Annotated in this window: 19 protein-coding genes; 9 read left to right on the top strand and 10 right to left on the bottom strand. The window is 39.0% G+C overall.

All coding sequences use genetic code 11. The annotated features are described in order from the left end of the window. Together ABZB17_RS01400 and ABZB17_RS01395 are read right to left on the bottom strand one after the other, a co-directional pair. On the bottom strand, positions 1 to 2193 hold the full coding sequence (locus ABZB17_RS01400; RefSeq protein ID WP_372647596.1) for a bifunctional (p)ppGpp synthetase/guanosine-3',5'-bis(diphosphate) 3'-pyrophosphohydrolase: 2193 nt from the start codon (positions 2191 to 2193) through the stop codon (positions 1 to 3). 63 nt (positions 2194 to 2256) lie between these two features. After that, positions 2257 to 2772 (bottom strand): ferritin, encoded by a 516-nt coding sequence (locus tag ABZB17_RS01395; RefSeq protein ID WP_045033725.1) that lies wholly within the window; start codon positions 2770 to 2772, stop codon positions 2257 to 2259. 616 nt (positions 2773 to 3388) lie between these two features. Between ABZB17_RS01395 and ABZB17_RS01390 the strand changes: the two genes are divergently transcribed. Beyond that, positions 3389 to 5179: a beta strand repeat-containing protein gene (locus ABZB17_RS01390; RefSeq protein WP_372647594.1), complete on the top strand. Its 1791-nt coding sequence runs from the start codon at positions 3389 to 3391 to the stop codon at positions 5177 to 5179. Between the two features lie 106 nt (positions 5180 to 5285). On the opposite strand, the gene ABZB17_RS01385 is transcribed toward ABZB17_RS01390, so the two are convergent. From ABZB17_RS01385 to ABZB17_RS01355, 7 genes are all read right to left on the bottom strand, one after another. Next, complete coding sequence (locus ABZB17_RS01385) at positions 5286 to 6284, bottom strand: LuxR C-terminal-related transcriptional regulator (RefSeq protein ID WP_372647592.1); 999 nt, start codon at positions 6282 to 6284, stop codon at positions 5286 to 5288. A 182-nt stretch (positions 6285 to 6466) separates the two neighbouring features. Next, complete coding sequence (locus ABZB17_RS01380; RefSeq protein ID WP_372647590.1) at positions 6467 to 7111, bottom strand: carboxypeptidase regulatory-like domain-containing protein; 645 nt, start codon at positions 7109 to 7111, stop codon at positions 6467 to 6469. A gap of 11 nt (positions 7112 to 7122) precedes the next feature. Further along, the gene (locus tag ABZB17_RS01375) at positions 7123 to 8511 is read right to left on the bottom strand and encodes a CsgG/HfaB family protein (RefSeq protein WP_372647588.1); all 1389 of its coding nucleotides are present in this window, start codon (positions 8509 to 8511) and stop codon (positions 7123 to 7125) included. Positions 8512 to 8527: 16 nt separating this feature from the next. Continuing rightward, positions 8528 to 8956 carry a curli production assembly/transport component CsgF gene (locus ABZB17_RS01370; RefSeq protein WP_372647586.1) on the bottom strand — a complete coding sequence of 143 codons (429 nt, stop codon included), beginning with the start codon at positions 8954 to 8956 and terminating at the stop codon, positions 8528 to 8530. Positions 8957 to 8971: 15 nt separating this feature from the next. Then, positions 8972 to 9472: a CsgE family curli-type amyloid fiber assembly protein gene (locus ABZB17_RS01365; RefSeq protein ID WP_372647584.1), complete on the bottom strand. Its 501-nt coding sequence runs from the start codon at positions 9470 to 9472 to the stop codon at positions 8972 to 8974. A gap of 1 nt (position 9473) precedes the next feature. Then, positions 9474 to 10124 carry a hypothetical protein gene (locus ABZB17_RS01360; protein ID WP_372647582.1) on the bottom strand — a complete coding sequence of 217 codons (651 nt, stop codon included), beginning with the start codon at positions 10122 to 10124 and terminating at the stop codon, positions 9474 to 9476. 451 nt (positions 10125 to 10575) lie between these two features. Further along, positions 10576 to 11589 (bottom strand): LuxR C-terminal-related transcriptional regulator, encoded by a 1014-nt coding sequence (locus ABZB17_RS01355; protein ID WP_372647580.1) that lies wholly within the window; start codon positions 11587 to 11589, stop codon positions 10576 to 10578. Positions 11590 to 12037: 448 nt separating this feature from the next. Between ABZB17_RS01355 and ABZB17_RS01350 the strand changes: the two genes are divergently transcribed. From ABZB17_RS01350 to ABZB17_RS01325, 6 genes are all read left to right on the top strand, one after another. After that, complete coding sequence (locus ABZB17_RS01350; RefSeq protein WP_372647578.1) at positions 12038 to 13345, top strand: acetyl-CoA hydrolase/transferase family protein; 1308 nt, start codon at positions 12038 to 12040, stop codon at positions 13343 to 13345. Between the two features lie 301 nt (positions 13346 to 13646). Next, entirely contained in the window at positions 13647 to 14051 is a 405-nt protein-coding gene (gene mce / locus ABZB17_RS01345; protein ID WP_045033715.1) for a methylmalonyl-CoA epimerase, read from the top strand. A 24-nt stretch (positions 14052 to 14075) separates the two neighbouring features. After that, complete coding sequence (locus ABZB17_RS01340) at positions 14076 to 15635, top strand: acyl-CoA carboxylase subunit beta (protein ID WP_372647576.1); 1560 nt, start codon at positions 14076 to 14078, stop codon at positions 15633 to 15635. Between the two features lie 14 nt (positions 15636 to 15649). Further along, positions 15650 to 16021, top strand: a complete 372-nt coding sequence (locus ABZB17_RS01335; RefSeq protein ID WP_372647574.1) for an OadG family protein — start codon at positions 15650 to 15652, stop codon at positions 16019 to 16021. Between the two features lie 35 nt (positions 16022 to 16056). Further along, the gene (locus ABZB17_RS01330) at positions 16057 to 16482 is read left to right on the top strand and encodes a biotin/lipoyl-containing protein (RefSeq protein WP_045033712.1); all 426 of its coding nucleotides are present in this window, start codon (positions 16057 to 16059) and stop codon (positions 16480 to 16482) included. A 550-nt stretch (positions 16483 to 17032) separates the two neighbouring features. Continuing rightward, positions 17033 to 18145 carry a sodium ion-translocating decarboxylase subunit beta gene (locus tag ABZB17_RS01325; RefSeq protein ID WP_082063922.1) on the top strand — a complete coding sequence of 371 codons (1113 nt, stop codon included), beginning with the start codon at positions 17033 to 17035 and terminating at the stop codon, positions 18143 to 18145. A 58-nt stretch (positions 18146 to 18203) separates the two neighbouring features. On the opposite strand, the gene ABZB17_RS01320 is transcribed toward ABZB17_RS01325, so the two are convergent. Continuing rightward, positions 18204 to 18713, bottom strand: a complete 510-nt coding sequence (locus tag ABZB17_RS01320; RefSeq protein ID WP_372647572.1) for an aminoacyl-tRNA deacylase — start codon at positions 18711 to 18713, stop codon at positions 18204 to 18206. 643 nt (positions 18714 to 19356) lie between these two features. On the opposite strand from ABZB17_RS01320, the gene ABZB17_RS01315 reads away from it, so the two are divergent. After that, positions 19357 to 20148 (top strand): hypothetical protein, encoded by a 792-nt coding sequence (locus ABZB17_RS01315; protein ID WP_372647570.1) that lies wholly within the window; start codon positions 19357 to 19359, stop codon positions 20146 to 20148. A 12-nt stretch (positions 20149 to 20160) separates the two neighbouring features. Continuing rightward, entirely contained in the window at positions 20161 to 20550 is a 390-nt protein-coding gene (locus ABZB17_RS01310; protein ID WP_372647568.1) for a nuclear transport factor 2 family protein, read from the top strand. Positions 20551 to 20823: the final 273 nt, after the last annotated feature.

The raw sequence follows: 20823 nt of genomic DNA, 5'->3' as shown, positions 1-20823 counted from the left end.
CTATTTCTCTCCCCTACTTACTGAAATAACACCTTTTACCTTTTTTAGTTTATGAATAAGAAATTCGAGGTGATCGAGATTATAAACCGAAATCTGCAATATTCCTTCGAAATTGCCTTTATCGCTCGAAATATTTATCGAGCGCATTTGTGTGCCTACATCTTTTGCAATAATGTGTGTAATCTCCGAAATAATGCCAACTTCATCAGTACCTGACACATGCAACGATGTTAAGAAAGAACTATTACTTGTATTGTCTTTCCAAACGGTTTTTATAATTCGGTAAGGAAAACGCTCTTTCATTTGAGGCGCATTCGGGCAAGTGGCACGGTGAATTTTTATACCATCATTTATGGTAACAAACCCAAATATTCGGTCGCCAAAAACCGGATTACAGCATTTTGCCAGCTTATAGTTTACGTTTTTCAGGTTGTTGTCGATGATCAGAAAATCTTCGCCTCCATCATACGTGAGATTTTTCGCTTCGCTGGTGGGCAACAGTTCTTCAATTGTTTTTTTCGCCGTGTCTGCTTCCTCTTCTTTTTCAATAAACAGCGATTTAACTTCAAGCGTATCGATTTTTCCAATTGCTATTTCATAGTATAAATCGACTGCCAGTTTAAAGCCAAAATGTTTCAGAATTTTACGTATTGCATCGTCGTTTAAATCCAGTTTCCAGTTTTTAAATTTACGCAACAACATTTGGCGGCCATCATTTGCCTGGCGGTTACGATCTTCGTTTAATCTTGTCTTAACCCGGTTTCTCGCTTTTGACGTAACCACAAAATCCAACCAGTCTAACTTTGGTTTCTGGTTATTTGACGTGTCAATTTCAATTTGATCGCCGTTTTTTAGCTTATGTTTTAAAGTAACTTTTTTACCATTTATTTTTCCGCCAACACAGGTATCGCCAATGCGCGAATGAATTTCGTAAGCAAAATCCAGCACTGTAGCACCCGATGGCATTTTTTTGAGGTCGCCTTTTGGCGTGAAAACAAATATCTCGTCGCTGTAAATATCGGTATTGAAATGATCGATAAAATCAACCGCATTTAATCCCGGATTTTCAAGAATTTCACGAATTCCGGCCAACCATGAGTCAAAATTCGATTCCTTGCCACCTTTGTATTTCCAATGAGCTGCCAAACCTTTTTCGGCAACCTCGTCCATTCGTTTGGTTCTGATTTGTATTTCAACCCATTTTTTATGCGGCCCCATTACCGTTGTATGCAGCGACTCGTATCCGTTTGATTTTGGAATGGTTATCCAATCGCGCAAGCGGTTTGGGTTGGTCTGATACTCCTCGGTAACAAACGAATAAGCTGTCCAGCAATCGGCCTTTTCATTTTCCGGATCCGAGTCAAGAATCACACGAATAGCAAACAGGTCCATCACCTCGTCGAACGAAACATTCTTTTTACGCATTTTAGTATTTATCGACGAAATAGACTTTGTGCGTGCTTTCATCGAAAACTTCAATCCACGCTGCTGCAACTTTTTCTCAATGGGTTTTACAAATTCGGCTACAAAGTTGGCTCGCTCGCGTTCGGTTTCTTTTAAGCGGTTTACTACGTAATAGTACTCATCCGGCTTTTGAATTTTCAGGCAAATGTCCTGCATTTCGGAGTTTATATTGTACAAACCAAGCCGGTGAGCCAAAGGGGCATATAAATACTGTGTTTCATTGGCCAGTTTTAGCTGATTGGCCCTGCTGTATACTTCAAGGTTACGCATTACCTGCAGACGGTCGGCAATTTTTACCAGGATTACACGTACATCGCCGGCCAGTGCCAGCATTAGTTTTCGGTAGTTTTCCGAGTGCAGATCAATGGTATCGGTTCCCAAGGCATTGATCTTTGCCATGCCCTCCAGAATAGAACTAATATGCGCACCAAACTTTTCACCAATTTCTTCCTGAGTTACTTTTTCCTTTAACCCGGCGTACATAACGTTGTGTAAGAGGCCTGTAATTACCGAGTCGGGCTCAAGACCAATTTCCATAGCAATTATAGAGGCCACTTCAAGCGAATGGCTTAAAATCACTTCGTCGTGCGAAAAGCGGGTTTCACCAAGAACATTTTGGGCGAACTCAAAAGCATTCTCAAGTTTCAGAAACGATGCATCGTCCCACGTTAACTGGCAAAACTCCTTTAAGTGGTCGTATCTGGTATATATTTGTTCTCTGGGTTCCATGATGTAAAAATAAAAAAGGCTGCACTTCCCGCAGCCTTTTAATTCTATATTTTGATCCTAATTTTATTGAGCTGCAGCAGTAGTATCAACAAAGGTACGATTACGCATTTCGCGATCCAGCATAAAAATACCGTTACCCTGTCCGTTGATAAGTTTTAAGGTGTCAAGAATTTCTGTAACGTTTGCTTCTTCTTCAACCTGCTCATCAACAAACCAGCGTAAGAAACTTTGTGTTGCATGGTCTCTTTCATCAACGGCAACATCAACCAACTTGTCAATTAAACTGGTAACCAGCTGCTCATGTTCCAGTGTTTTCTCAAACACATCGATAACACCTTCCCATGTTGTTGGCATTTGGTCAATGGCTTTTAACTCCACTTTACCTCCGCGCTCTACAACGTAATTGAAAAACTTATTGGCATGTGTCAGCTCTTCCTGATACTGTACATACATCCAGTTGGCAAATCCCGGCAGCCCTTTATCGTTAAAATAGGCTGACATTGAGAGGTATAATAATGATGAATATTGTTCTGCGTTTATCTGCTCATTTAACGCATTTAGTACTTTTTCTTTCAACATGATCTACTTGTTTAATGATTTTGTGCTTAAAAGTAGAAAAAACAGTAGAAAGATAAAAAAGAAAGATCCGAAAACGGATCTTTCTTAACGAATTAAAAACCGAATGTTGTCAGAGAAAATTTTCACGTTAGTTGTGATACCGGATTTAATGGTGGCTTTATTCGATCTTCAATTTCAAGGTTTAATAAAAAATAAGGGTATCTTAATTACTTCGTTAGTACAGTATTGTAAAATTAAGTGGTTAAAATAAGCAAGGCAATAAGCATTTTAAGCAAACAATACAGAATACGCGGTTTTACTAGCCTGAAAAGAGATAAGCAAACATTTAAGGGAACAATCTGAACTACTTCTATTAAAAATTTGCAACTCACATAAAACACAAAAACCACTATCAACTAAATATCAATAACTTAACCAACACAATATTCATCATCACAACCAAGTTAAGCATTATCCACACCTCAAAACAACCTTCCTATTTCACGTATTTTTTTTTGGTTGAAACTGAAATACTTTTGAGTTAGCAACTGAAAGAAAATAACCGCTATACCTGTCAAAGATGGCAAACAACATACTCTTTATAAATCCACATTATTAACAACTAAAATTTTAGATTATGAAAAAATTAGGATTTTTATTTGTCTTTATGGCGTTAGCAGGCTTAACGTTTGCTCAAAATGCAGTAGTCGACCAAACCAACGAAAGCGGCACTTCTGTTCAAGCAGCCGTTACACAAACCGGAACAAACACAGCTACGGTTACACAAAGTAGTGTTCTAAACGTTAACAATGTTAACACTATAAGTGCTACAGTTAATCAAACAAATACACCGGGAGGAGTGGCAAACAGCGTTACTATTAACCAAAGCATTACAGATGATGATGACTCCGATGGAAGCATTTTATCGGCTGATGCTACCCAGGAAGGAGAAGACAACAGCATCAGACAAACTCAGGAAAACAATGGAAATGATTTTCTTGACCGATTTGTATCCCGCGTTTTCACAGCTTCGCAAACTGGGAATTCAAACCTTATTGAACAATCATCTACTGATGGTGACCAGGGATCGGTTGAGTTTACAGCAACTCAGGTTGGAGATGAGAATACTGCAACACAAACAACTTTAATGGCAGGTGGTTCTTCGTACAACGGAGACCAAACACCTTTTGCTACGGGTGTAATTCTACAGGAAGGAAATTTAAACCAGGCAACACAGATAATGCAAAGTCTTGATGCCGAAGGCAACATTTACCAAAATGGTAGTTCAAATATTGCGACTCAACTATTTGGTAATTTAACCAAAGAAAACTACGCTGACATCGACCAGATAGGATTATCAAACGAAGCTCATCAAACATTCTCTCCAGGCAATAACACATCTGTTTCATCATTAACTGCTTATCAAAACGGAGAAGGAAACTTTTCTGAACAAACAGTAACGGTTGGTAATGATAACATCGGAAATGTATCGCAAACCGGTGATTACGGCGATGCTTTTCAAACCTTTACAGGAAACGATAATAATGCAACCATTCTTCAATCGGGATATGAAAATGATGCAACTCAAAATTTAACAGGCGATGAAAATACTGCTTCAATAGTTCAGGACGGTGGTGAATTCAATCAAGCTACCCAGGAAATGAGTGGAATGAACGATGACGCATCAATCACCCAAACGGCAAGTTATTCCAGCGTAGCCACTCAAATCTTTACTTCAACAAGTGGTGACAATACCGCCACAATATTACAAAACAGCCTGTCAGGAAATACGCCTCCGAATACCGCAACCCAATACGTAGAAGGTACATCAAACAATCTTTCCATCACTCAAACAGGAGGAAGCTGGTATAGTGATGCAACACAAAATGTTTTGGGTGCAGAAAGTTCGAACAACACACTAACTATTAATCAAGATTGGGGAGACGACAACAATGCGTTACAATCGGTAACCGGAAGCTCAAACACTGTTTATGGCGAACAACACGGAGTTTGGTTTGGTGATGGAGAAAACCTGACTCAAACTATAACCGGTGATTTAAACGATATTAGCGTAATTCAATATGAAGACAATGCTTTTGCTACCCAAACTGTTACCGGCGATGGCAATACCCTAAAAACAGTACAAAATGGTGAAAACGCCAGTGCTGTAATGCTTGTTATTGGCGACAACAACGTTGCTGCGCTCGAGCAAAACGGATCTGTTGCTTCGGCCGACATTTATCAGGAAGGAGAATTAAACGTTGTACAGGGTTTGTCGGGTGCTGAATTTGCTATTGGTAACGGAACATTGGACATCGATCAGTTTGGAACAGGCAATATTGCCAATATAGGGCAAACTGCTTTCGGCGCAAGTGCTACCGTTAACCAGTCGGGAGCAGGAAACGTTGCAACAGTTAATCAATATTAACACTATTTTGGCGGGGAGGACAATTCTTGAAACAAAAAAGAGGCAGCTTATTAGTTGCCTCTTTTTGTGTTAACGAGTATTGTATTATTCAATTACCAGTCAACTTTTAAACATTCAACATATGGTTCTTTCCAAACATAAATACGGCTTCCATAATATTGCCACAATCAGTCTTCTGAATAATATTCGAACGATGTTTCTCTACCGTTCGTTCAGATATCCCCAGGCGCTCAGCAATTTGTTTAATGGGCACTCCGGTTGCCGACAATTGTAGTACCTGCCGTTCGCGAGCTGTTATAACATTAGGATCAAGATATTTTACGCTGTTTTTAGTATTAAGGTAATTCACTTCAGCTAATTGCTCTTTATCTTTTAACGGAATAACAACCCCTATAATTTTTGATGAAGACCCTCGTTTTTTTACAAGCGAAAAATAGAGGTTGAAATACTCATTCTCCCGTCCATGAATTTTAATTCTGTTTAAGCGGCAATCCTTAGTTAATCCATTCATAAATCGCGATAATTTTAATTCATCTTCATAACCGGTGTTAAGAGCAAAAACCTCGCTTAACAAATAATTACCGTTTTTTTTGGTGGCAAAGTTTGCCAGTTTATCAAACGTTTCGTTGGTTTGAGTAATACACTTATCATCGGCAACAAATACACCATAAGGAATCATCCGGCAAATTGAATCGAATTTTATGGCACCATAAGCCTTTCGCTCCATATTCTTAATTAATTGTTTTTGAACAATGTTTAATATACGTTCCTGATCGAATGGTGGAAAAATAAAACTATCAATACCCAATTCAACAGCAACAAAAAACTCATTTTTGCGAAATTGATTAAAGATTATAATAAACGGAATTTCGTTTTTTAATATCTCATTATCGAGAATATTGTAAACCTGGAAACCATTTAATTCATTTACATCGTAGAAACAGATAATTAAATCAGGGAGCTCTTTCATTAACTTTTGAATAGCTATTTCGATATTACTAACAAATGTGACGTGATAGTTTTCTTTTGCCAGTACATCAATAAACATTTTACTTGATGCTTCCGATTCGCCAATCAGAAGCAGATTACTTTGGGTAGTTTTCATTTTAAATCCTCATTTTTTATCTGATAGCAAATTACAAAAACCAAAAAGATAATAAAATACGTAATTTCTCTATATTTAACTCATTAGCAACACAAAGCACCCTAATATTTGTAATTATTCCGGAAAAAATGAAGTGAACTACTAATGCCCTTCACTTTGCCTAAAACCAATTACATCGCACGCTAATTATCACTTTGTGTTCTAAAACTCCAGGTTGGGCTATTCGCCACCCGGTTTCCTTCGTATTTAGCAACAACATACCAGTAGTAGGTGGTATTATTCTCCAGCATGGAAACAATTACTTCCTTATCAGAAAGGTTTTCTCCAGCCGTTTTTTGTGTTGTTGAATTTGCCTGAAAATAATAGACGTTATATTCCAGATCTTTGCCGCTATCTTCCTGATCGACCTTCCATTGCATTGTTAACGAGGTGTTTTGATCAACAGCGCCATTTCCCGGCACGGGGTCGTAAAAGGTTACCCATCCAATATCATTCTCATCTTTTAGAAGAAAGAAAGTAAGGGCGGTTGTTTCCTTGTCGTATACTGCCACGCTTACCGTACTGCTCAAATAATCCTTTTTGCGGGCAGTAACGGCAAGTTCACCTTCTGCAACCTTATTAAACTCAAATACACCATCGGTATTTGTAATTGTTGAGCTGCTGGCCGGATTAGTGACTATCTGAACTCCGTTTAGTGGATCGTAAGTTTCTCCATCAAGTATCTGGCCACGGATTGCACCGAACCTGTCAATGTCCAATTTTTCTTCTTCGCATGCTAACAAAAGCATTGCTATAAAAAGAATTAGTAAACAATTTATTTTGCTCATTTATTTCGTTTTTAATTTTTACCCAAATAATATTTCACTCCCAGTTTAAATCCCCAAATATGGTCGTTAAACTGACCGGTTATTTCGCCGTCGTACCTATCGGAGAATAGTTGATTAACATATACTTTCCCAATTGCTGCCAACCTGTTGCCAAATAAATATTCTACCCCTGCCCGATAAGAAATGTAAGGTATCAACCTCTCATCAGACAAACCGACATTCGAATCAAAGTCATAATACGTGCCCCCTCCCACACCAAACAAAGGCGAGAATTTCCCTTTCGGATTTAGCAAATACATCAGGCTTATGTCGGCATAATATTCTTCTGAAGTCATTAGATCTTCGATAAATATACGTTGATACCCAACATCGGTTTCAAGAAAGAAATTCTTATGCAATGCATATCCCAGTTCCCACGTAGCTCCCGGACGAATGTAACTCGTAGAATAATCGCCGGCATAAAATTGCGCGGTTCCCAATATGGATATGAACATTTTTCCTCTCAGATGCTGTTCAAATGGCCGGCCCATATGGTCAATATCTACCCTATCCTCTTTTTCGGCCATGTAATTCTGTATTTGTTCGTCCTTTATTTCTTCCTGATTTTCAAGACTCCACAAATTATCCAAAACACCTTCGATTATGAGGCTATGAACAGCTTTCTCAATGGCTTCGGTAACAGCCAGTTCGGTTGGTTCGTTATAAGTGTAACCGGTTTCGGCTTCCAGCAAACGCTTGTATTTAACATACCGAAAAACACCCATCGAAACTTCCTGCGACAGAATGGATTTTGTGGTGTATATCGTTTTTAGAATTTTACCATTACTGGTAGAAACAGCGCGTAAGTAGATGCTCACCCGGTCTTCGCGGTATTGTGCCGATGCATCCGTTCCAAAATAACGAACTCCAGCCCCACCGGTGTAAACATTAGTTTCGTATGAAACGATTCCACCTTCGAGCAAAACACCTGCAAATAAAAGCGGAGGCAACAATACCCCATTATTACCTTCGTATTGCTCACGGCTCGATCGAATTATTTTTCGCTCATTCAGCAAATTGCTGATATTCTCTCTTTCAATGGGTACAAACCAGCCCGATTCTTCCAGTGCACGTACAAGAATATTGGTAGCTCCCTGTGTAACAGCTGTCGACCAGTTGGCGCCAACTTCAGATGCTTTGTACTGTCCGGTCTGATCTCTGAATTTATAAACAGCAACCACTATGGGCTCTTTTGGCTGAGGCAGATCGAGCAATTCCTTTTTCACCGGAGTTTCAGGGCCCAGCTGTGCTTCCCGTTCTTCTCCCAATGGCTGATAGAAATAAGGACTGCAGCCTGCAATTACAGATGCAACTACGCAGAACTTTAGTGTTCTGAAAATCAGTCTTTGAAGTTTTAACATTTCAATCATATCTGCTTCAGAAATAAGGTACTTCTACCGATGTTGTAGCGCCGGTTGAATTATCAACAATTGATATGTTTAAACCGGTACCGCCATTTCCAATTTCGATTTGATAATCACCAAGAACATATGTTCCTTCATCTAATGCATCTTCGCCAAACTGACGACTCACAATCTGCCTCGACAATTGACTAAGTATTTGCCGGTTAAGACTTTCTGTAAAATTATTTACCGGATCGGAATTATAATAGCTGCTGTACGAGCTGCTTTCATCTGCAGGAGCCTCGTAGGTATCTTGTGCCTGGGCCGAACTTAACAGCCAACTATAATTGTAAGGACTTCCGCCAAAAGCCGGATTTTTAGGAGTATAAACAAAATCCTGCGCATAAGAACAAGTGATGCCCATTGTAAAAACTCCTAACAGAATTAATATTTTTTTTCTCATAACATATAGTTTTGGTTAAAAGATGCCCGAGCCTGCACGGTCGGCACCTTCCAGTTGTTTTAAAATAGCTTCATAGTTTTGCAGGTATACCTGTGTGCGTGCAACGGCTTGCTGAGCAAGGGTTTCGACAATGTCGCCCCGCGGTTGCAGGAAAGATTGAAAAACAAGTGTTTCGTTTATTCTAACCTGAATTTGAGTTGTAGTTAAACGGTAAGGTTTTTCACTTACAAAAATTGAATAGTTTTTTACATTTACCGGAGCCTCCCAATCGCGATAAAATAAGACGTAAAAATCCCGGCCGCTTTTGGTTTTGGTTTCATCGAACAATAACCCATCAATCTCTAAATCAGCATCCTTGCCTACCTCTTTAGCTTTCTCTTCGATAATCTCCTTTAGTAATTGTTTTAAATCATCAGGAGCTTCTTTTATTTGTTTTGAAGCCTTAATCGAATCGGTTTGGGCACTACAAACGCCAATACAAACAGGTATCAGGAGTATAGAAAGAAGTAGTTTCATATTATTGTGCAGGGAAATAAAAATCGCTGTGTTTCAGAATTAAACTCATTCCTCCGGTTTGGGTAACTTTTATTCCTGGCATCAGCGAATGATCAAGTATCAATTCGAGGGTATTATCTGCACCGATTTGTGTTGCATCAACGGTTTTGGGTAAATGCTCTGTCCATGAGTCTCCAATACCCAATAAGGCAATTTCCATGGTATTGTCCTCTCCAATTTGGTTAAGCAAATTCGATTTAGGAAGTATTCCTTCGTTATTTATAAACGAATTAATGGTATTCCTGTTCCCTTTCTGATATACTTCGGTGGCCGTAAGCGAACCAATCGACCATGTATTTGCCTGGTTGTTTACTCCATCCTGAATAAGAAGTGTTGAATGTCCGGATCCATGCTGAGTTATTCCTGCCTGATTTTCAGTTTGAAGCTGTAGAGAAAATATGGTATTGTTTAACAAACCAACTTGCTCCTGATTTACAATTATCGTATTGACATTGCCCACCTGACCAATGCTACTTGTGCTATTCAACAGCATTTCATTATCGATAACACCAACCTGTATGAGTTCCAGTAAATGCTGAACCAGGTTATCCTGTGCTTTAACATTTGTAAAACATGTGGCGAATAAAATCAGATAGAATATTTTCCTTAGCATAGCTTTTTTATTTATGGGTAAAAACCAAAAACACTACAACTAAAATTACCACAATCAAAAGGATCGGTCAATAGTTAGTGTATACGTGTTTTCTGCAGCTTTATACTTTATTTTTGATGGTAACTCCGGAATTTTGCCGCGAGGACCATTACATTTCATCTGTATCTGAAGTCAGAAAATTGCCACTATCTGATACTTCCTTTAGATATATTCTTTACAAAAATCCATACCGCATGGTAACATTTTACCTGGTATAGATTTAACGTAGGTCGATTTTCAATAATTCTTCCTGGGTATAAATTCAACAAATTTCCTTCTAGTTATCCGGCACTTGTTTTAATTAAACTTTCGCTTAGGGATGCTGATCATTTAATCACGATGCAAAAGTAAATGATGGTAAGATTTTTCACAATACGTAAATACCTCCATCTAATAGGTCGGGTACGCAATATTACGTACCATACAGTTTTTGATTTATGCCATACACCTTACCAATGGCTTCAATAATATTCATCGAATTGGTTTTTCTCATGATATTCGAGCGGTGTTTCTCCACCGTTCGTTGCGAAATTCCCAACTCAGAAGCAATTAGTTTAATTGGTGTACCTTTTCCCGATATTCTTAAAATATCATATTCTCTTGAGGTTAACACAAAATCAGTTGTCTGTTCCTTTTTAGTTTCTGCTAACACATTCCTATTCTTGCCATAACAGGGCAAATCGGCATTATTTAACTGAACCTCGATCTGTATTAGCAAGCGGTAAACTACAAAATTCGAAATGTTGGAAATGTACAAATTTGCAACATGTTCCTTATCTCCTTTCAACTGCACATTCGAAACTGTACAATCGTGTGTAAGGCCTTTTAAACACATACAAAATTGTTTTTTCTGCTCAGGAGATTCTCTAAAATCAAAAATTTCTTTTAATCCCGGAAGGCTCAAACTTTTGTCAAAACCCATTAGCTGATAAAAAGCCGGATTGGCTCGTTCAATTCTGCCAGTTTCGCATATCAGCATTCCAATTGGCGAGGTAACAAAAAGCTTTTCGAAAGTGGAGCGCTCAATTGCTTTCAGCCTATCTATTTTTTCGAACAGCAATTTTAGTTTTGTAACAATACGCTTTTCAATTAGTGGCTTAAAAATAAAATTATCGATTCCCAGCTCCAGCCCCAATAGTATTTCTTCCGAATCATAATTTTCAACAATTACAACATAAGGAGTGATACAATTTAATGTGGTCTTTCGCAATAAGTTGTATGCCTGATAAGCCGTGTAGTCCATTAAATTATGACTGCAAATAATCAGATCAGGAGAATACTCAATAACTTTTTGAATGGCTGCCTGAATCGTCACAGCTCGTTGTACACGATAATTGTGTGTTATTAAGATATTGCTAAACTGCCTGAATAATTCATCATCGGATATGTTGAGCAGGATCAACTTTTCTTGTTGCAGATGGTTCATCGCTATTATGTATTGTAAAGGTGACAACTAAATTAAGATAATTTCCAATAAATAATACAGTTAAATAACATTTTTTAAAACTAAAGACCAAAATAACCCAAGAACAAACCAATTATATTTGTTATACTTAAGTTCGGAAATGAGACAATTTATGCCAAACTGATTTTCTCTTAGTTCTCATGGTTCTTTCCGGCGCTTTATAGTTCTTTCAGTTTGCTCAAACAAATTTCATGAAATAATTGGGTCCACCAGTTTTATAAAAACTGAAGCGAACCAATCATTCCTTATCTGTCATTAGTCCAAATAAAAGTAACAAAACCCGCAATTAACAAATACTTTACAAATCTATTCGAACCTCAGATTATAATATTCGAATCATAGTCGGGGAAATTATATTTCTATATTTGCGCACCTGAAATTATTAGCCGATTTTAAAATCCGATAAAACATGAAAAATATCAAGTACGTATCGCCGGAAGAAGCCGTAAAGGTTATCAAAACCGGAGACAGAGTCCATTTAAGTAGTGTTGCAGTAACTCCTCACACCTTAATTAAGCCAATGGTTGAGAGAGGTCGCAACAAAGAGTTCCACAATGTTACTATTCAGCATATCCATGTCGAAGGTCAGGTTGAATATGCCAATCCTGAATTCGAAGGAATCTTTCATTCTGAACAATTTTTTGTTGGCGGAAACCTGAGAAAACAAACTCAGGCCGGTTACGCCGATTACATTCCAATTTTCCTGAGCGAAACGCAACGTTTAATGCGCAGAGGTTATTTAAAAGTAAATGTTGCCATGATTATGGTGTCAGTTCCTGACAAACATGGTTTCGTTTCATTAGGTACCTCGGTTGATGCAACCCGCGCCGCTATTGAAAATGCCGATACAGTAATTGCAGCTGTAAACCCAAACGTTCCGAGAGCATGGGGTGATGCGATGATGCATATTGATGAGATTGATATTTTCGTTGAAGACGACATTCCATTGTATGTTCATGATCCTGCACCATTGACTGAGATGGACATTAAAATTGGAAAAAATGTTGCCGAATTAGTTGAAGATGGTGCTTGTTTACAAATGGGTATCGGAGGTATTCCGAATGCAGTATTGGCTCAATTGGGTAACCACAAAGACCTTGGAGTACACACCGAAATGTTTGCCGACGGAATTCTTCCTTTGGTGGAGAAAGGCGTTATTACCGGTAAGAAGAAAAAAACAGACCCAGGTAAGATGGTAGCTTCATTCCTTATGGGATCGCAGGCACTATATGATTTTGTTGACGATAACCCACGAGTCGCCATGATGGACGTTGCGCACACCAACCACGTAGCAAACATTCGTAAGAATGATAAAGTAACTGCTATTAACTCTGCATTGGCAATCGACTTAACAGGTCAGGTTTGTGCCGACTCAATTGGTATCACGCACTACTCAGGCGTTGGAGGCCAAATCGACTTTATCCGTGGTGCCGGTCACTCTAAAAAAGGTAAACCAATCATTGCACTTCCGTCGGTAACTAATAAAGGTATTTCTAAAATTAGCCCAACCTTACTTTCAGGATCAGGCGTTGTAACTACTCGTGCAAACATGCATTGGGTGGTAACTGAGTATGGTGCTGTTAACTTATATGGTAAAACACTTCAGGAAAGAGCAAAACTTCTGATATCTATCGCTCACCCTGACCATCAGGAATCTTTAGACAAAGCATCGTTTGAACGGTTCGGTCCACATTATCATTATGTGAGGGGTGAATAAAAGACATATGTTTAAAGAAGCAGACTTAAGGTCTGCTTTTTTTATGACTATTATCATCAACCATTCTATCATTTCGTTCGAATATTAACTAATTCTAAAATCGTGATGCCAAACAATCAGGTTTTCGGTTTTTCATGAATAGGGAATTGTAAGAAGCATAACTTTGTTGGAGTTTAAAAATTTGACTATTAATATTTTATAACCATTCTAAATAAGCAGAAATAGAAACAATTAATGCCTCAATAAACTGTACTAACTGCTTCAAAATCTGCTTATTTTCAAGAATACAATTATTTACAAGATGAACATTTCACATATAGAACACATCGGGATCGCAGTGAATAGTTTAGAAGAAGCTATTCCATACTACGAAGAGATGCTGGGTCTAAAATGCTATGCCGTTGAAGAAGTGGCAGACCAAAAAGTAAAAACCGCCTTCTTTCAGGTTGGCGACACTAAAATCGAGTTATTGGAATCAACCAGTCCTGACGGACCAATTGGCAAATTCCTGGAGAAAAAAGGTCAGGGCGTACACCACCTTGCTTTTGCTGTTGACAATGTAAACGATTCGTTGAACGAGCTGGGAGAAAAAGGCGTTCAGCTAATCGACAAAACAGCCAGAAAAGGGGCCGAAGGATTAAACATTGGTTTCCTTCACCCAAAAGCTACCATGGGTGTATTAACCGAAATTTGTGGAAAAGAGTAAAACACACTTCTAATAACCGATTTTATGAGCAACCAGGATAAAATTAAAAAGTTAATCGACCTAAGAGCAGAAGCTAAGCTGGGTGGCGGATTGAAAAGAATTGAAGCACAGCACAAAAAAGGCAAATTTACTGCTCGCGAAAGAATCGAACTTCTGCTTGATGAAGGAAGTTTCGAAGAATTTGACATGTTTGTTACCCACCGCTGTACCAACTTCGGATTGGAAAAAACCAAATTTTTGGGCGATGGTGTTGTTACCGGTCACGGAACAATCGACGGACGTGTAGTTTACGTTTTCTCACAAGACTTTACCGTATTCGGTGGATCATTATCAGAAACCTTTGCACAGAAGATTTGCAAGGTAATGGATATGGCCATGAAAGTTGGCGCACCGGTAATTGGTATCAACGACTCGGGTGGTGCACGTATTCAGGAAGGTGTTAACTCGCTTTCGGGTTATGCTGAAATTTTCGAGCGTAACATTTTGGCATCAGGAGTTATTCCACAAATCTCAGCTATTTTCGGACCATGTGCCGGTGGTGCAGTTTACTCTCCTGCCCTAACCGACTTTATCATGATGACCGAGCAAAACTCTTACATGTTTGTTACCGGACCTAAAGTTGTTAAAACGGTAACCGGCGAAGACATTTCAGTTGAAGACCTTGGTGGTGGTAAAGTTCATGCGTCTAAATCAGGTGTTGCACAGTTTCTGGTTGAAAACGAGCAGGAAGGTATTTCGATCTTGCGTAAACTTATCAGCTACCTGCCTCAAAATAACCTTGAAGATCCGATTGTTACCGACAGTTCAGATCCTATTGATCGTTTGGACGATGTATTGAATGAAATCATTCCTGACAATCCGAACCAACCATACGACGTTAAAGATGTAATTCACACTATTGTTGATTATGGCGAGTTCCTCGAAATTCACCGTAACTACGCGAAGAATATCGTTGTTGGTTTTGCCAAATTCGACGGACAGCCGGTTGGTATTGTTGCTAACCAGCCAAACTACCTGGCAGGTGTGCTTGATATTGATGCTTCGGTAAAAGCAGCTCGTTTTGTACGTTTCTGCGATTCATTTAATATTCCAATCATCACGCTTGTTGATGTTCCGGGGTTCTTACCAGGAAGTCGTCAGGAGTACGGCGGAATTATTACTCACGGAGCAAAACTGATGTTTGCTTACGGCGAAGCTACTGTTCCAAAAATCACTATTACACTGCGTAAATCATACGGTGGTGCACACGACGTAATGTCGAGTAAACAATTGCGTGGCGACCTTAACTATGCCTGGCCAACTGCCGAAATTGCAGTTATGGGTGCAGCCGGTGCTGTTGAAGTACTTCATGGAAGAAAATTACGCGATATTGAAGACGCTGAAGAGCGTGCTAAATTTATTGCCGACCACGAAGAGGAATACAAAGAGAAGTTTGCGAATCCTTATCAGGCCGCATCTTTTGGTTACATCGACGATGTTATCGAGCCTCGTAACACAAGGTTCAGAATTATTCGCGGATTACAAAGCCTTGCTACTAAGAAACTGGTTAATCCACCGAAGAAGCATTCAAACATCCCACTTTAAAAACAGAACAAATTATGGAACCATTATCAATTCTATTAGCCAGTTCTGTTCAGTTTGGGTACACTGTTGCAATCGTTGGATTCTGCATCGTTTTCACTGCGCTTACCTGTTTGGTTATTGTGTTTACCAATGCTCCAAAGTTGATTAACATGAAATTCAACAAGGAGAAGCTAAAAAGAAATAAATCCAAAGGGCAGGCAGAAGACAAGAAAGACGAAGATTACATTGAAGGTAACGTAACTGCAGCTATCAGTTTAGCCCTGCACATGTACTTTAACGAACTGCACGACGAAGAGAGTAACATCGTTACCATTAAAAAGGTGAAGAAGTCGTACTCTCCATGGAGTTCTAAAATTTACAGTGTACAAAACAACTGGCCGCGATAAATAATTCTGATTAGAAAGTGTAAAAAAAGAATACAATGAAAAAATATAAATTCACAATCAGTGGTACCGAATACGACGTTCATTTAAAAGACATTGAAGACAATGTTGCAGAAGTGGATGTAAACGGAACCATATACGAAGTTCAAATTCACGGAGAAGTAAAAACTTCGAAAACGCCGAAACTGATTCGGAAACCGGTTGAGCAAATGCCGGGAGAAGGACAGATCAAAAAATCAGCATCAACTGGTAAACACAAAGTAACTGCTCCACTACCGGGCACTATTCTTAAAATTAATGTGTCGGTTGGCGACGTGGTAACTGAAGGCCAAAACCTGATGGTTATGGAAGCCATGAAAATGGAGAACCAGGTACAAACCACAAAAGGCGGAGAAGTTACAGCCATTAAAGTTAATGTGGGCGACAGCGTGTTGCAAGATGATCTGTTAATAGAAATTGCTTAAACAATACATTGCTGACATGAGAAAAATAGTTCAATTATTATTCGTATTGATTTTTCTTGCGCCTTCAGTATTTGCTGCCGGTCAGCCGGAAAAACTCAGCGATGTAATTACAAAGGGGAAATGGATAAATCATTCCGATGGTTATGTACCAATTCCTACCTATAAAGAAGGAGAACCTGATCAGAAAGAGGACCCTGTTACCGTAAAACGTTACAAAACATTTACGTTTGAAACCGACGGGGGATTTCTTCTTGACTCTGCAAAACAACGTTACTCAGGGCGTTACGAAGTTATTGGAGACCAAGTTGAATTACACTTCAACACTGTGCCGATTACCGAGTTGCGTACCAACAAAGATCCAAACCAACAGGGAGGTTATACCGTATCGACAAACCAGGTTAAACTACCAAACCGTGTGCTGAAAATTAACGCCGATGGCAACCTGTCGGGAGACGGATATGTTTACAAACGTTACAGTGGAGCGGTTGCCGGATTATTTAACTTCTACGAATTTTCGGGATTTGCCAACATAGCCTGGGGAAACATCATTATGATGATTGTAGGATTTATCTTCCTGTACCTGGCTATTAAGTACGATTTCGAGCCGATGCTTTTGATACCAATCGGTTTTGGTATTTTAATTGGTAACATTCCGATGTTCCAGGTGGCCGACTTTAACCTGAAATTGGGTGTTTACGAGCCGGGATCGGTGCTTAACATTCTTTACCAGGGTGTGGTTCAGGGATGGTATCCTCCACTTATTTTCCTTGGTATTGGTGCAATGACCGACTTCTCGTCGCTGATCTCGAATCCAAAACTGATGTTACTGGGTGCAGCCGCTCAAATCGGTATTTTTCTTACGTTCCTTGGAGCGATTTATTTAGGATTTGCCGCACCTGAAGCCGGAGCAATTGGTATTATTGGTGGTGCCGACGGCCCTACTGCGATTTTCATTTCGTCGAAACTGGCGAATGGATTGAACGTATTGCCCGACGGAACTACGGTTAAAAACCTGATTGGCCCGATTGCGATTGCAGCGTATTCGTACATGGCGCTGGTACCAGTTATTCAGCCTCCGGTAATCAAACTGATGACAACAAAAAGAGAACGCCGAATCAAAATGAAACCTCCACGTGCGGTTTCTAAAACGGAGAAAGTACTGTTCCCTATCATCGGTCTGATTCTTACGGCCTATATTGCCCCATCGGCATTGCCACTTATTGGTATGTTGTTCTTTGGTAACTTGTTGAAAGAATCGGGTGTAACAAAACGTTTGGCAAACACTGCAGCTAACCCACTTATCGATGCCATTACAATTTTGCTTGGTATTACCGTGGGAGCTTCAACTCAAGCCGACGTATTCCTTACTCCGGCGTCAATCAAGATCTTCGGGCTTGGTGCAGCTTCATTCGTAATTGCAACAGCTGGTGGTGTTGCCGGTGCTAAAATCATGAACCTGTTCCTGAAAAAAGAGAACAAGATCAATCCAATGATTGGAGCAGCCGGTGTATCTGCTGTACCTGACAGTGCAAGGGTTGTTCAAGGTATGGGATTAAAAGAAGACCCAACTAACCACTTGTTAATGCACGCTATGGCACCAAACGTTTCGGGTGTGATTGGCTCGGCAGTAGCAGCAGGTATTTTGTTGAGTTTCTTAATGTAAGAAATACTCTTACGATATATAAAAAAAGGATTTCTGCTTCAGAAATCCTTTTTTTTGTTCATTCAAATGCCCATCGTTCGCTCGGATCGCCGGGCAAAGAAACTGTTTTCCACGAAAACTTGAATACCCGCGGTTCAACCAAACGCTCAAAATCGGCATAGCTCATTTTAATCATCTCGGTGTGAGAGCCTGCGTTAAATGCAATTTCTTCATCTTCAGCAAGCGTTTCGGCCACAAAAACCTCCATGTCGTAAAGATTGCCAAATGGCGGCATCGCTCCTATTTCGCAGTCGGGGAAAAAACGTTGAAATTCAGCTTCAGTCGCCAAATTAACATGTGGTGTTCCGAAGATTTCTTTCAACAGTTCAAAATCAACCTGGTACGAAGCAGGAAGTACGGTCATTGCCAATTTACCATCAACATTTACAATTACAGTTTTTGCAAACTCTTTACCCGAAATGTGACTTTTTGCTGCAATTTCCTGAGCAGTAAAGGCGCTTGAATGTCTGATTACAATGTACTTTACATCGTTTTCATCAAGAAATGCTTTAAGTTTTTTTACTGGCATAACAACTTTAGTTTAACTCTTCAATCAGAAAATTTCTCGAAATTCAATAAGTACGATAGGTTCTTCTCAGTTTATTATTACACCAATTACATACGACGGGTTTCGTTTTTTACGCAGTTTAAGAACATATGATTTCTGTTTTTCCTTAACAACTGGATTATATTGATTTATTCGAAATCAGCTATCGAACAATTAATTCATTTATTCGATTAATTCTTGTATTAACCTTTTCATCTTTCAAAATAGATAAAACAAAAACCAACAAACACCAACCATAAGCACCTTACACTGCTGGCATTCTGATACATACAATGCTCACAATAACAAACTACTAGTATACAGATGTTTCATAAAAGACAGACACATGGCATACTTTCTAATCAATACTATGTGCAATAATAACTCAATTCGAAAAATATTAAAGGAGTAATTTGTATTCTATTTTCAAAATACACTAACTTGTTATTGCTTATCAAACAATCAGAATATGAAAGACACCAGATTCATGAAAAGAATCCATCCGAATTGTTTGATCTCCACAACCTGCAAAATGCAAAACAATACTCCCGGAAAATTTATTCCGGAAACTTCACTGTGCTTTTTAAAACATCGTAATAATTCTAACTAATTAAAAATTAACATTATGAAAAAGTTTGTCTTTTTAATCGCCTTAATGCTGTTATGCACAGTTTCTCTATTTGCACAGGAAGAAGATCATCCACTTTACATTCTTATGGAGTTTATGTCTGTTTCTGACGATATGAACGGGGATTATCAGGAAGTAGAACAATTTTGGTCAAAGATTCACCAGCAACGTGTTGCAGACAATAATATTATAGGTTGGGACCTGTGGGCAATGAATCCCGGTGGTACAGAACAGGGATCTCAGTATTTTACCGTTACATTATTCTCGAGCATGGCAGCCATGTTTGAAGGTATTCCGGGCGGTAAATTTGATGAATATCTGCAAAATGCTTATCCCAATTTTAGCGACAAAGAACGGGATGAAATGATGGAAAAAACTGTAAAATCGCGCGATATGGCTCATCAGGTATATTGCAAAGAAATAAATACAACATCCGGGGATTTTGATATGGAACTTGGAACCGTTTTGGTTATGGATATCATGAAACAAGAGTACGACAGTTACGAAAAAGTTGAAAACGAAATATTTAAACCCTGGCACCAACAAATGGTTGACGATGGAAAAAAAGGTGCATGGGGAGTATTACGGGTTATACTCCCGGCAGGAAGTCAGGCGGTTGGAACGCATATAACATACAGCATGTATAAAGATTACAGTCAGCTTGCCAACTTTTGGGAAGGAGATAATGGAGATATGGATTTAACCACTTCATTGGCGGTTCAGAAAGCATTAAAAACAAGGGATTGGCGCGGTGTTGAAATGGCCCGTCTTGTAATGAAAGTTCGATAAATTAGGATAATCATGAGCAATTTAGATCTGTTAAAAGAAGGGTATAAACTATTTGCTGAAGGTAATATTGAAGGTGTTCTTGCACTTTGGGATGAGAAAATTGTGTGGCACGAGTGCAAAGGGTTTCCATTCATAGACGGCGATGGAACTTTTGTTGGAGCTGAAGCTATTGTTCAGAGTGTACTTTCCAAAATACCAGACAATTACGATGAATTCAATATTGAAATTCACGACTTTATAGATGGTGGTGATAAAATAGTTATGGAAGGTTATTATACAGGTATATGGAAAGCCACGGGCAAACGTTTTAAAGCCAATGCCACGCATACCTGGACATTTAAAAACGGGAAACCAAGTGTATTCTTTCAGGCCGTTGATACAGCAACGATTATCAACCCTTAGAATCTTTTAAGATCACACTTTTAACTATGAAAACATCAACTAAATAGAACACCCCTGAATTTAGCACTACATTAAATTTCCTATATTCCAATTTAAGAAGTCAGGCTTTCGCAAGTCTGGCTTTTCTCTTTTATTCACTAGTGTCCCATTAAAATTGGGACGTTAATAATTAAACAAATTTGGCTCATTAAGCCTAAAACGTTCTTTGTCATTTTGAAATTTAGTTCTCTCAAAGAGGTCTCGAAGATGAGTTTTATCGGTCAATGATATACT

Source organism: Draconibacterium sp. (assembly GCF_041583095.1).
Lineage (GTDB): Bacteria > Bacteroidota > Bacteroidia > Bacteroidales > Prolixibacteraceae > Draconibacterium.
Note: the sequence above shows the minus strand (reverse complement) of the source record. Positions and strands in the feature narration are given on the sequence as shown.

Bases quoted from the DNA above. Each gene is read 5' to 3' on its own strand.
- ABZB17_RS01325 (WP_082063922.1), top strand. From the start codon at position 17,033: ATGATGATTGTAGGATTTATCTTCCTGTACCTGGCTATTAAGTACGAT.
- ABZB17_RS01315 (WP_372647570.1), top strand. From the start codon at position 19,357: ATGAAAAAGTTTGTCTTTTTAATCGCCTTAATGCTGTTATGCACAGTT.
- ABZB17_RS01370 (WP_372647586.1), bottom strand. From the start codon at position 8,956: ATGAGAAAAAAAATATTAATTCTGTTAGGAGTTTTTACAATGGGCATC.
- ABZB17_RS01320 (WP_372647572.1), bottom strand. From the start codon at position 18,713: ATGCCAGTAAAAAAACTTAAAGCATTTCTTGATGAAAACGATGTAAAG.
- ABZB17_RS01390 (WP_372647594.1), top strand. From the start codon at position 3,389: ATGAAAAAATTAGGATTTTTATTTGTCTTTATGGCGTTAGCAGGCTTA.
- ABZB17_RS01340 (WP_372647576.1), top strand. From the start codon at position 14,076: ATGAGCAACCAGGATAAAATTAAAAAGTTAATCGACCTAAGAGCAGAA.
- ABZB17_RS01395 (WP_045033725.1), bottom strand. From the start codon at position 2,772: ATGTTGAAAGAAAAAGTACTAAATGCGTTAAATGAGCAGATAAACGCA.
- ABZB17_RS01310 (WP_372647568.1), top strand. From the start codon at position 20,161: ATGAGCAATTTAGATCTGTTAAAAGAAGGGTATAAACTATTTGCTGAA.
- ABZB17_RS01400 (WP_372647596.1), bottom strand. From the start codon at position 2,193: ATGGAACCCAGAGAACAAATATATACCAGATACGACCACTTAAAGGAG.
- ABZB17_RS01330 (WP_045033712.1), top strand. From the start codon at position 16,057: ATGAAAAAATATAAATTCACAATCAGTGGTACCGAATACGACGTTCAT.
- ABZB17_RS01385 (WP_372647592.1), bottom strand. From the start codon at position 6,284: ATGAAAACTACCCAAAGTAATCTGCTTCTGATTGGCGAATCGGAAGCA.
- ABZB17_RS01365 (WP_372647584.1), bottom strand. From the start codon at position 9,472: ATGAAACTACTTCTTTCTATACTCCTGATACCTGTTTGTATTGGCGTT.
- ABZB17_RS01335 (WP_372647574.1), top strand. From the start codon at position 15,650: ATGGAACCATTATCAATTCTATTAGCCAGTTCTGTTCAGTTTGGGTAC.
- ABZB17_RS01350 (WP_372647578.1), top strand. From the start codon at position 12,038: ATGAAAAATATCAAGTACGTATCGCCGGAAGAAGCCGTAAAGGTTATC.
- ABZB17_RS01380 (WP_372647590.1), bottom strand. From the start codon at position 7,111: ATGAGCAAAATAAATTGTTTACTAATTCTTTTTATAGCAATGCTTTTG.
- mce (WP_045033715.1), top strand. From the start codon at position 13,647: ATGAACATTTCACATATAGAACACATCGGGATCGCAGTGAATAGTTTA.
- ABZB17_RS01360 (WP_372647582.1), bottom strand. From the start codon at position 10,124: ATGCTAAGGAAAATATTCTATCTGATTTTATTCGCCACATGTTTTACA.
- ABZB17_RS01375 (WP_372647588.1), bottom strand. From the start codon at position 8,511: ATGTTAAAACTTCAAAGACTGATTTTCAGAACACTAAAGTTCTGCGTA.
- ABZB17_RS01355 (WP_372647580.1), bottom strand. From the start codon at position 11,589: ATGAACCATCTGCAACAAGAAAAGTTGATCCTGCTCAACATATCCGAT.